This is a genomic window from Rhizobium sp. GW821-FHT14E12 (assembly GCF_058803745.1).
Window position 1 is genome coordinate 21,867 of record NZ_JBXAPH010000023.1, and the last position, 11,909, is coordinate 33,775.

Annotated in this window: 6 protein-coding genes; 4 read left to right on the forward strand and 2 right to left on the reverse strand. The window is 62.2% G+C overall.

Going from position 1 to position 11,909, the window contains the following annotated elements; all coding sequences use genetic code 11:
• Positions 1-35: 35 nt before the first annotated feature.
• Together AC1RO0_RS31570 and AC1RO0_RS31575 are read right to left on the reverse strand one after the other, a co-directional pair.
• Positions 36-1,445: an adenylate/guanylate cyclase domain-containing protein gene (locus AC1RO0_RS31570; protein ID WP_498596458.1), complete on the reverse strand. Its 1,410-nt coding sequence runs from the start codon at positions 1,443-1,445 to the stop codon at positions 36-38.
• Between the two features lie 79 nt (positions 1,446-1,524).
• Positions 1,525-3,810: an NADP-dependent malic enzyme gene (locus AC1RO0_RS31575; RefSeq protein ID WP_498596459.1), complete on the reverse strand. Its 2,286-nt coding sequence runs from the start codon at positions 3,808-3,810 to the stop codon at positions 1,525-1,527.
• Between the two features lie 112 nt (positions 3,811-3,922).
• Between AC1RO0_RS31575 and mutS the strand changes: the two genes are divergently transcribed.
• The 4 genes from mutS (at position 3,923) to murJ (ending at position 11,656) form a co-directional block, all read left to right on the forward strand.
• Positions 3,923-6,664 carry a DNA mismatch repair protein MutS gene (mutS, locus tag AC1RO0_RS31580; protein WP_498596460.1) on the forward strand — a complete coding sequence of 914 codons (2,742 nt, stop codon included), beginning with the start codon at positions 3,923-3,925 and terminating at the stop codon, positions 6,662-6,664.
• A 27-nt stretch (positions 6,665-6,691) separates the two neighbouring features.
• Positions 6,692-6,985, forward strand: a complete 294-nt coding sequence (locus tag AC1RO0_RS31585; protein ID WP_498596461.1) for a hypothetical protein — start codon at positions 6,692-6,694, stop codon at positions 6,983-6,985.
• A gap of 157 nt (positions 6,986-7,142) precedes the next feature.
• Complete coding sequence (locus tag AC1RO0_RS31590) at positions 7,143-10,058, forward strand: [protein-PII] uridylyltransferase (protein ID WP_498596462.1); 2,916 nt, start codon at positions 7,143-7,145, stop codon at positions 10,056-10,058.
• A complete protein-coding gene (gene murJ / locus AC1RO0_RS31595; RefSeq protein ID WP_498596463.1) occupies positions 10,055-11,656 on the forward strand; it encodes a murein biosynthesis integral membrane protein MurJ in 1,602 nt (533 codons plus the stop codon). The genes AC1RO0_RS31590 and murJ overlap by 4 nt, the downstream gene beginning before the upstream one ends.
• The last annotated feature ends 253 nt before the right edge of the window (positions 11,657-11,909 follow it).

Genomic DNA, 11,909 nt, shown 5'->3' on the forward strand with positions numbered 1-11,909 from the left:
GACGCAAGCCCCACTCGCCCGGCAACCGCCGTTCCTCAGGGAATCGCGAAAATGTCGATTTCATCCGTGATGCCGCGGAGCGAGACGTGGTGCGATACCGGCTTTAGGTCATGCAGCGTCAGGAACTCGGCGGCGCGGGGATTATCAAGGACCGATCCTGTCGCAAATATCTCGCGTGAGGTCGCCAGATGCTGCACGCGGGAGGCGATATTGACCGTCTGTCCGAAATAGTCCTGCCGCTCATTCAGGCTGACCGCGATGCACGGCCCTTCATGGATCCCGATTTTTAGAAGCAGATCGTCGTTGCCGCGTTCGCTATTCAGGGTGATCATGGCCTCTCGCATCCGCATGGCCGCGATCAATGCCCGGTCCGGAGTAGGGAAGGTGGCCATAACCGCGTCGCCAATGGTTTTCACCACCGCGCCTGCCTCGGCGCCCACGATTTCGTGCAGGATGCTGAAATGGGTTCTGACCAGATCGAAAGCGGCGAGGTCGCCGACCCTTTCGTACAGCTCCGTAGAGCCGCGCAGGTCGGTGAAGAGAAAGGTGAGGCTGGTGATCTTCAGCCGCTGGTTCACGTCGATCGTATCCGTGCGATATATATCGCGGAAGGTTTGGTTGGAGAGCAGTTGCTTGGCTGTCAGGAATGGGCGGCGACGGCTGAGCAGGGCATGAAGCGCGTCGTTGGCCACGCAGATTGATGGCAGTGCACGGACTTCAGTGTGATTTTCCATCAGGATGCGCAGGGGTCCCGGGCGCAAGGTAATGGGATCGCTGTGCCGATGCAGGCGGTCGAAGACGAGTGAAACGGTTTGCCGCTCTTTCGACGGTTCACCCTTCACGTCCAGGAATTGCGCCGCATGAGTGACCGGTTCGAAGATGATGACGAACTCCGCCGGCAATTGCAGTGATACGACCGCTTTCTCTCCGGCGGGCAGTTCCAGCGATTCCAGCACGAACTCGTCGACCTTGGCCTCGTAGCCCTCGTCGGGAAGATCGACACCGGAACCCCAATAGATCTGGCGGAAATATTCGAACGGCGACAGCTCGTGCGGATTATGGGCTTCGATATGGCGCACGCGCGGGCTGATGGTGAAGGTGACCTCGACCATCTCGTCGAGTGTCGGCTCGTATCCGGCCGCGCAGAGCGAACAGTTGTAAGTTTCGCTCTGTACGGTCTTCAGCGAGGTATTTGCATCCAGCACCCCGCCACAACCGGGGCAGAGAACATTCCACGATATCTCGAACAGGCCAAGCCGGGATGCATGCAGGAATGCATTGATAACCTGTTCTTCATCGAAGCCATGATCGGCTGCGAAGGCAAGGGGGTTCACACGGTTGAGCTTGCGGTCGGGTGCCTCAAGGACGAGCCGCTCAATGGCGTCGACAATATCTGGCCGCGCTGAATGGCGCAGCACTCCGAACAGGGACCGAGCCTCACTCATTCCCATATTCTACACCCAATTGAGGTGGCGGCCATGGTCTTTCTTTGGCCGCCAACCCCAAGATACGGGTTCCGGGTTACTATCCCGCGCCATAGGCGGCGATTGCCGCCATGTTGACGATGTCCGAATCCTTTGCCCCCATCGACGTAATCTGCACCGGCTTGTCGAGGCCGACGAGCAAAGGGCCGATAACGGTGGAGCCGCCGAGTTCCTGCAGCATCTTGGTGGAGATCGCGGCGGAGTGGAAGGCCGGCATGACTAGTACGTTGGCGGGACCGGAGAGGCGGGAGAAGGGATACTGGCTCTCCATGATCTTGCGGTTCAGCGCCACATCAGCCGCCATTTCGCCATCGAATTCGAAGTGGACATAGCGTTTGTCGAGGATGCTGACAGCTTCGCGCACCCGCTCGGAGCGTTCGCCCGAGGGGTGGCCGAAGGTGGAGTAGGCGAGCATGGCGACGCGTGGCTCGTAGCCCATGCGTCGGGCAAAGCCCGCTGCTTCCTCGGCGATATCGGCGAGTTCCTGCGCCGTCGGCATGTCGTGCACGGCGGTGTCCGCAACGAAAACGGTGCGGCCGCGGGCAAGCACCAGCGACACGCCGACGACCCGGTGCCCCGGCTTGGCGTCGATGCAGCGGCGCACGTCTTCGAGCGCGGTCGAATAGTTGCGCGTGACCCCGGTCACCATGCCGTCGGCATCGCCGAGCGCCACCATGCAGGCAGCGAAGTGATTGCGGTCATTGTGGATCAGGCGCGTCACGTCGCGGTGCAAATAGCCTTTGCGCTGCAGCCGGGCGTAGAGATAGTCGATATAGGCATCGACCCGTTTGGAAATGCGGGCATTGACGATTTCGAGACCTGGCCGGTTGAGGTCGATGCCGGCGCGCTCGGCGGTGGCGTGGATCAGGTCCTCGCGGCCGAGCAGGATGGCGGTGCCCAGCTCCTGGTTGGCATAGGATAGTGCCGCGCGCATGACCTGCTCTTCTTCCGCTTCGGCAAAGACGATGCGTTTCGGACGCTGGCGCACGCGCTCGTAAAGCTGCGACAGCGTCGAGGCGATCGGATCGCGCCGAGCCGAGAGCTCGCGGGCATAGGCGGCCATGTCGGGTATGGCGCGGCGGGCAACGCCGCTTTCGATCGCCGCTTGCGCCACGGCAACCGGGATTGCCGAGATCAGGCGCGGATCGAAGGGCACGGGGATGATGTATTGCGCTCCGAAACGCGGTCTTGCACCCTGATAGGCGGCGACCACGTCATCGGGCACGTCTTCGCGCGCCAGGCTTGCCAAGGCTCTGACGGCTGCGATCTTCATTTCATCGTTGATGGTCGAGGCGCGAACGTCGAGCGCGCCGCGGAAGATATAGGGGAAGCCGAGGACGTTGTTGACCTGGTTGGGATAGTCGGAGCGCCCGGTCGCCATGATGGCGTCGTCGCGGATGCGGGCGACTTCCTCCGGCGTGATTTCCGGATCGGGATTGGCCATGGCGAAGATGATCGGCCTGTCGGCCATGGAACGGATCATATCGGCGGAAAAGGCACCCTTCTGCGACAGGCCGAACACCACGTCGGCACCCTTCATGGCTTCTGCCAGCGTCCGCTTGTCGGTTTTCACCGCATGCGCCGACTTCCACTGGTTCATGCCTTCGCTGCGGCCCTGGTAGATCACGCCCTTGGTATCGCAGAGCACGACGTTTTCCGGATTGAAGCCCATCGCCTTGATCAGCTCGACGCAGGCGATCGCGGCAGCACCCGCGCCGTTGCAGACGAGCTTGGTGGTCTTGAGGTCGCGGCCGGTCAGTTCCAGCGCGTTGATCAGGCCGGCGGCGGCGATGATGGCGGTGCCGTGCTGGTCGTCGTGGAAGACGGGGATGTCCATCAGCTCGCGCAGGCGCTGTTCGATGATGAAGCAGTCGGGCGCCTTGATGTCTTCAAGGTTGATGCCGCCGAAGGAGGGGCCGAGATAGCGCACGCAGTTGATGAACTCGTCGACATTTTCGGTATCGATCTCAAGATCGATCGAATCGACGTCGGCGAAGCGCTTGAAGAGAACGGCCTTGCCTTCCATCACCGGCTTGGAGGCGAGCGCACCGAGATTGCCGAGGCCGAGAATGGCGGTGCCGTTGGAGATGACGGCCACCATGTTGCCGCGTGCCGTATAGTCATAAGCGGTCGCCGGATCGGCGGCGATCGCCTTCACTGGAACGGCGACGCCGGGCGAATAGGCGAGCGAAAGATCGCGCTGCGTCGCCATTGGTTTCGTCGGGTTGATCTCAAGCTTGCCGGGGCGGCCCTGCTTGTGGAAGTCGAGCGCTTCCTGATCGGTAATCCCCGTTCCTGGACGCGACGTGCTGCTGGTGTCAGGCATGTATCCTCCAAACCTCCTGTGGGCGACCGGTTCCTCGTGCCCGATAGCTGTTGTCTTCTATAGCGGCACGCGGATAGGGTGGCACCTCATTTTTGGGAAAAACTGCACATCCGTGAATGAACGAATAATGACCAGCGTCGATGCTTTCTCGGCCGCCGAGCTTGCCTCGGAGGAAAGTCGTGCCTCCGCGACTCCGATGATGGAGCAATATATCGAGATCAAGGCGAACAATCCCGGTTCGCTGTTGTTCTATCGCATGGGCGACTTCTACGAGCTGTTCTTCGAGGACGCCGTCGATGCCTCGCGGGCGCTCGGCATCACGCTCACCAAGCGCGGCCAGCATATGGGTCAGGATATTCCCATGTGCGGCGTGCCGGTGCATGCCGCCGATGATTACCTTCAGAAGCTGATTTCGCTCGGTTTCCGTGTTGCCGTCTGCGAGCAGATCGAGGATCCGGCCGAGGCGAAGAAGCGCGGCGGCAAGTCGGTGGTCCGGCGTGACGTCGTCCGCCTGGTGACGCCGGGAACCATCACCGAGGAAAAGCTGCTTTCGCCATCGGAATCCAACTATCTGATGGCGCTCACCCGCATTCGCGGTGGCACTGAGCCGCAGCTGGCGCTCGCCTGGATCGATATTTCGACCGGTGTCTTCCGGCTGGCCGAGACCGAGGCGTCGCGACTGCTCGCCGATATCCTGCGTATCGATCCGCGCGAGCTGATCCTGCCGGATACGATGTTCCACGATCCGGATTTGAAGCCGGTTTTCGACGTACTTGGTCGCGTGGCCGTGCCGCAGCCGGCAGTCCTCTTCGATAGCGCCAGCGCCGAGGGGCGTATCACCCGTTATTTCGGCGTTTCGACGCTCGATGGTTTCGGCACGTTCACCCGCGCCGAGCTTGCCGCCGCTTCGGCAGCGGTTGCCTATGTCGAAAAGACCCAGATCGCCGAGCGGCCGCCGCTTGGGATGCCCGAGCGCGAAAGCGGCGCTTCGACGCTGTTCATCGATCCAGCCACCCGTGCCAATCTGGAGCTAGTGCGTACGCTTTCCGGTGATCGCAACGGTTCGCTGCTGAAAGCGATCGACCGCACGGTGACCGGCGGCGGCGCGCGCCTGCTGGCCGAGCGGCTGATGTCGCCGCTGACCGACCCAACACGCGTCAACGAACGGCTTGATTCGATCGGCTTCCTCGTTGAAGAACCCTCGCTTTGCAACGATCTGCGCACGGCGCTGAAACATGTGCCCGACATGCCGCGTGCGCTGTCGCGCCTGGCGCTCGACCGTGGCGGCCCGCGCGATCTCTGGGCGATCCGCCAGGGTCTGGGTGCTGCCGGCGATGTCGCCCGTATGCTCGGCTCAGCGCTTTTGCCGGAAGAGCTGGAAGCAGCCCTTGCCGGGCTCCGTTCCCTCCCCGCCGATCTCGAAGCTCTGCTTGCGGAAATGCTTGCCGATGAACTGCCGCTTCTGAAGCGCGACGGCGGTTTCCTGCGCGAGGGGGCGAATGCAGAGCTGGACGAGGTGCGGGCGCTTCGCGACCAGTCGCGCCGGGTCATCGCCGGGCTGCAACTGCAATATGCCGAGGAAACCGGTATCAAATCGTTGAAGATCAAGCACAACAATGTGCTTGGCTATTTCATCGAGGTCACCGCCGGCAATGCCGGGCCGATGACCGATAGTACCGAGGCCAAGGCGCGCTTCATCCATCGCCAGACCATGGCGAACGCCATGCGCTTCACCACGACCGAACTTGCCGATCTCGAGAGCCGCATCGCCAATGCCGCCGACAAGGCGCTGACGATCGAGCTCGCCGCCTTCGACCGCATGGTCGCAGCCGTCGTTGCCGAGGCCGAGGCGATCAAGGCCGGCGCCCGTGCGCTATCGGTGATCGATGTCGCGGCCGGTCTGGCATTGTTGGCTGAGGAGCAGGCCTATTGCCGACCTGTGGTCGACGCCAGCCGGATGTTCGCCATCGAAGGCGGCCGCCATCCGGTGGTCGAGCAGGCATTGCGCCGGCAGGCGGGCGGTCCCTTCGTCGCCAACAATTGCGACCTGTCGCCGACGGCGGACGGCAAGGATGGGGCTATCTGGTTGCTGACCGGCCCGAACATGGGCGGTAAATCGACCTTCCTGCGCCAGAACGCGCTGATCGCCATCCTCGCCCAGATGGGCTCCTTCGTGCCCGCCGCTTCCGCCCATATCGGCATTGTCGACCGGCTGTTCTCGCGCGTCGGCGCGTCCGACGATCTGGCGCGGGGCCGCTCAACCTTCATGGTCGAGATGGTCGAGACCGCGGCGATCCTCAACCAGGCGACCGACCGCTCGCTGGTCATTCTGGACGAGATCGGCCGTGGTACCGCCACCTTCGACGGCCTCTCCATCGCCTGGGCGTCGGTCGAGCATCTGCATGAGGCCAATCGTTGCCGGGGTCTGTTCGCCACGCATTTCCATGAGTTGACCGTGCTGTCGGAAAAGCTCGAGCGGCTTTCCAACGCCACCATGCGCGTCAAGGAATGGGACGGCGACGTCATCTTCCTGCACGAGGTCGGGCCGGGTGCCGCAGATCGCTCCTACGGTATTCAGGTGGCCCGGCTCGCTGGCCTGCCGGCTTCGGTCGTGGCCCGCGCCCGCGACGTTCTGACGCGGCTTGAAGATGCCGACCGCAAGAATCCGGCAAGCCAGCTCATCGATGATCTGCCGCTCTTCCAGGTCGCGGTTCGCCGTGAGGAGGTGGGTGGCAAGCGAGGGCCGTCGAAGGTCGAGGAGGCGCTGAAGGGGCTCGATCTTGACGATTTGACACCGCGCGCAGCTCTCGATGCGCTATACGAACTGAAAAAGACTTTGAACAAGGCCGGCTGATAACAGGCGATTCCCAAGGATAATCGGATGCATATCGAAAATCTTCTTGCCGAGGTCCGCGTTCTCGCCGACCGCTTTTCGCCGATTGCGGCGCGCGGCAAGATCTGCGGCGAGGGGGAAGCGCCCGACTGCGAGTCCGACCGTGGACTTCTCAACATCGCCCTGTCCTGCAGCCGGATTTCCGACATCACCTCGGCAATCGCCAAGGCCGGCTATTGGGAATGCGAGCGCGAAATGGTGACGCAGATCGGTGCCCAATCGCGAAACATATTGCATAGCATAAACGAGTTGAGACGGTCGCTTGTGGTGCCGCAGCCCTAAAACCGCCGATTTCTGCGTCGACAGCCGTCACTCTTCGTCAACCTTGACCCGATAGAACTCCCGAAAGCGCTGGTTCGGGAAATTCGGCTCCAAGCCGGATTACGGGATTCGGGCGTAGAAAGCCTGTGTCAATCGCCGGGCAAAGAGGCTATAGCGCATGCAGACGAAAAGACAGGCGCGCCGGCAATTGGCCGCGGTCACTGAACAGGATTCCGGTCGGCCGAGCATGGTTAAGCATGACATCGATTTCTCCGTCATTCTCGACGTCCCCGCGCTGAGGGCGGAATGCGAGACCCTTGCAAAGCGCCATGAAGACAAGAAGGACGAGCGTTCGGCTCTTCTCGCTCTGTTGAAGAAGGCGAGCCAGGAAGGCCGCGCAAACGCGCGCCGCTTGCTCTCGGAAGAAGGCGGCGGGCTCGATTGCGCGCACCGGATTTCCTGGCTGCAGGATCAGATCATCACCGTTCTCTACGACTTCACGGTCAGCCACGTCTATCCGAAGCAGAAGGGCAGCTTCACTGTTACCGCCGTCGGCGGCTATGGCCGCGACACGCTGGCGCCGGGCTCGGATATCGACCTTCTCTTCCTCTTTCAGCCGAAACCGGCAGAGGAGACGCACAAGGCGGTCGAGTTCGTCCTCTATATGCTCTGGGACATGGGCTTCAAGGTCGGCCACGCCACGCGCACCGTCGAAGAGTGCATGCGCGAAGCGAAGTCCGATATGACGGTACGCACCGCGATCCTTGAGACGCGCTATATCTGTGGCAACGAGCCCCTGGCACACGAGCTGGAGACGCGGTTCGACAAGGAAATCGTCACCAATACCGGTCCCGAATTCATCGCCGCCAAGCTTGCCGAGCGCGACGAGCGCCACCGCAAGGCCGGCGACACCCGCTATCTGGTCGAGCCCAACGTCAAGGAAGGCAAGGGCGGCCTGCGCGACCTGCATACGCTGTTCTGGATCTCCAAATATTATTACCATGTCCGCGATCCGGTCGAACTGGTGAAGCTAGGCGTGCTGTCGAAGCAGGAATACCGTCTCTTCGAAAAGGCCGAGGATTTTCTCTGGGCCGTGCGCTGCCACATGCATTTCCTGACCGGCAAGGCGGAGGAACGGCTGTCCTTCGACATCCAGCGCGAGATTGCCGAGGCGCTCGGCTATCACGCCCGCCCCGGCCTTTCCGCCGTCGAACGCTTCATGAAGCACTATTTCCTCGTCGCCAAGGATGTCGGGGATCTCACCCGCATTCTCTGCGCGGCACTCGAGGACCAGCAGGCCAAGGCGACACCGGGCCTCACCGGCGTCATCAGCCGCTTTGCTCATCGTTCGCGCAAGATCCCCGGCACGATCGAGTTCGTCGAGGATCGCGGCCGCATCGCGCTTGCCAATCCCGATGTCTTCAAGCGCGATCCGGTAAGCCTTATCCGCCTGTTCTTTGTTGCCGATATCAATGGGCTGGAATTCCATCCCGATGCGCTGAAGCGTGTCACCCGCTCGCTGGGCCTGATCGACAATGATCTGCGCGAGAACGAGGAAGCAAACCGCCTGTTCCTGGCGATCCTGACCTCGAAGCGCGATCCGGCCTTGATCCTGCGCCGCATGAACGAGGCCGGCGTGCTTGGCCGCTTCATTCCGGAATTCGGCAAGATCGTCTCGATGATGCAGTTCAACATGTATCATCACTATACGGTCGATGAGCACCTGATCCGCGCCGTCGAGGTGCTGTCGGAGATCGACAAGGGCAAGGCCGAGGACATCCATCCGCTCGTCAACAAGCTGATGCCCGGTATCGAGGATCGCGACGCGCTCTACGTCGCCGTGCTGCTGCACGACATCGCCAAGGGCCGCGAGGAGGATCACTCCGAAGCCGGCGCCAAGGTGGCGCGCAAGCTTTGCCCGCGCTTCGGGCTGTCGCCGAAGCAGACCGAGCTGGTCGTCTGGCTGATCGCGGAACATCTGACCATGTCGATGGTCGCCCAGACCCGCGACCTGACCGACCGCAAGACCATCATCGATTTCGCCGACCGGGTGCAGTCGCTCGACCGGTTGAAGATGCTGCTGATCCTGACGGTCTGCGATATCCGCGCCGTCGGCCCCGGCGTCTGGAACGGCTGGAAGGGGCAGTTGCTGCGCACGCTCTATTACGAGACCGAGCTGCTGCTGGCCGGCGGTTTCTCGGAAGTGTCGCGCAAGGAGCGGGCGGAAGCCGCCGCCAAGGCGCTCGAAGCAGCATTGGATGATTGGGGTCAGAAGGCCCGCAAGGCCTATGTCAAGCTGCATTACCAGCCCTATCTTCTGTCCGTGCCGCTGGAAGACCAGATCCGCCATACGCGGTTCATCCGCCAGACCGACAAATCGGGCCAGGTTCTGGCGACGATGGTGCGAACCGACAGTTTCCACGCCATCACCGAAATCACCGTGCTGTCGCCCGACCACCCGCGCCTGCTGACCGTCATCGCCGGCGCCTGCGCCGCTGCCGGTGCCAACATCGTCGATGCGCAGATCTTCACGACGGCGGATGGCCGCGCGCTCGACACCATCCATGTCAGCCGTGAATTCACCGACGATGCCGACGAGTTGCGCCGTGCCGGCACCATCGGCAGGATGATCGAAGACGTGCTGGCGGGCCGCAAGCGCCTGCCGGAAGTCATCGCCACCCGCACGAAGAACCGCCGCAAGAACAAGGCTTTCGTCATCCCGCCATCGGTGACGATCTCCAACAGCCTGTCTAACAAGTTCACCGTCATCGAGGTCGAATGCCTCGACCGCACCGGTCTTCTGTCGGAAATCACCTCGGTTCTCTCGGACCTGTCGCTCGACATCCACTCGGCGCGGATCACCACCTTCGGCGAGAAGGTCATCGATAGTTTCTATGTGACCGATCTCGTCGGGCAGAAGATCTCCAATGAAAACAAGAGAGCCAATATCACCGCGCGCCTGAAGCCGGTGATGGCGGGTGAGGAGGATGAGATGCGCGAGCGCATGCCGTCCGGCATGATAGCGCCGGCCTCCACGCGGTCGCTCAATACCGAAAAGCCCAATACCGAAAAGAAAGCCGGTTCTGCCGCATGAGCCTCGTCAAGAAATTCATCACCGTCGGTGGCGCGACGCTCGGTAGCCGCATCTTCGGTTTCGCCCGCGAAACACTGATGGCCGCCGCCCTCGGCACCGGGCCGATGGCCGACGTGTTTTACGCCGCCTTCCGCTTTCCGAACCTGTTTCGCCGTCTTTTCGCCGAGGGTGCCTTCAACGCTGCCTTCGTGCCGCTGTTTGCCAAGGAGATCGAGGCGAACGGCATCGAGGGCGCCAAGCGCTTTTCCGAGGAAGTCTTCGGCGTTCTCTTTTCCGTTCTGTTTCTGATCACTGTCGTCATGGAACTGTGCATGCCGCTGATCGTGCGCTGGATCATTGCGCCGGGCTTTGCCGACGACCCTGAGAAGTTCTCGATCACGGTGCGCCTGGCAGCCGTGATGTTCCCCTATCTTATGTGCATGTCGCTGACGGCGATGATGAGCGGCATGTTGAATTCGCTGCATCATTTCTTCGCCGCCGCCGTGGCGCCCATCTTCCTCAACGTGGTGATGATTGGAGCGCTGTTCTATTCGCTCTATTTCGGCGCCGTGCCGCTGGAGACCGCCTGGTATCTGTCCTGGGGCGTGCTCGCCGCCGGTATCCTGCAATTGCTCGTCGTCTATATCGGTGTGCGTTATGCCGGCATCAACATCGGCTTCCGCTGGCCGCACTTCACGCCGAATGTAAAGCGGCTGCTGATCCTCGCTATTCCCGCCGCCGTCACCGGCGGCATCACGCAGATCAACCAGATGATCGGCCAGGCGATTGCCTCCAGCCGCGAAGGCGCGATCGCCGCCCTGCAATACGCCGACCGCATCTATCAGCTGCCACTCGGCGTCGTCGGCGTCGCCGTCGGCGTCGTGCTGTTGCCAGAGCTGGCGCGTTCGTTGAAGTCAGGCCACCTGAAGGAAGCCGGGAATCTGCAGAACCGCTCGATCGAGTTTGTGCTGTTCCTGACCCTGCCGGCTGCCATGGCGCTCTGGGTGCTCTCGGATGATATCATTCGCGTTCTCTACGAACGCCGTGCCTTCCATCAGGAAAACACCCTGATCGTCGGTTCGATCCTGGCGATCTACGGCCTGGGCCTGCCGGCCTTCGTGCTGATCAAGGCGCTGCAGCCGGGCTTCTACGCCCGCGAGGATACCAAGACCCCGATGCGCTTTTCTGGTGTTGCGGTCGCCACCAACTGTGCGATCGCGCTCAGCCTCTTCCCTTACATGGGCGCGCCCGGCATCGCCGTGGCCGAAGCGACGGCTGGCTGGATCAGTACGGTGCTGCTGTTCACGACGCTGTTGCGCCGGGGACATCTGACCTGGGAATGGGCGCTCGCCCGTCGTGCCGCGCTGCTGCTCGTTTCCGCCGGCGTCATGACGGCGATGGTCGTTTATCTCCAGCATCGCTGGGAGCCTTATCTTGCCACCGGCGCGTCGCTCTTGACCAAGGTCGGTACGCTCGGCCTGTTGATCGGCATCTCCATGCTGGTCTACTTCACCGTCGCCTTCCTGATCGGCGGCGCCGACATCGGCATGATCCGCCGCAATGTGAAACGTAAGCCGCGGGCGCCAGCACCGGATGCGGAAGTGGTGAACGGGGAGTAATCAGGCCCCTTCGCCCCGCAATGCGGGGAGAAGGTGGGTTGGAGCGATCGAACGGAGTGAGATTGCGACAAGTCGGATGAGGGGCCTTCGCGGGTGTCGCCGCGAAAATAAGCTTTGCCGACTCCGCCATCGTTTCGGCTGGTCAAGATAGCCTGCCGACGCCGAGCTTTTGTGCGTGGCCCCTCACCCTAGCCCTTGTAACTTAGAACAGACCGTGTGTGCTACTATTGGCCTCGCGGTGGCGGATGGAAGA

Coding starts and splice junctions, on each gene's coding strand:
- AC1RO0_RS31570 (WP_498596458.1), bottom strand. CDS start 1,445: ATGAGTGAGGCTCGGTCCCTGTTCGGAGTGCTGCGCCATTCAGCGCGG.
- AC1RO0_RS31575 (WP_498596459.1), bottom strand. CDS start 3,810: ATGCCTGACACCAGCAGCACGTCGCGTCCAGGAACGGGGATTACCGAT.
- AC1RO0_RS31585 (WP_498596461.1), top strand. CDS start 6,692: ATGCATATCGAAAATCTTCTTGCCGAGGTCCGCGTTCTCGCCGACCGC.
- AC1RO0_RS31590 (WP_498596462.1), top strand. CDS start 7,143: ATGCAGACGAAAAGACAGGCGCGCCGGCAATTGGCCGCGGTCACTGAA.
- murJ (WP_498596463.1), top strand. CDS start 10,055: ATGAGCCTCGTCAAGAAATTCATCACCGTCGGTGGCGCGACGCTCGGT.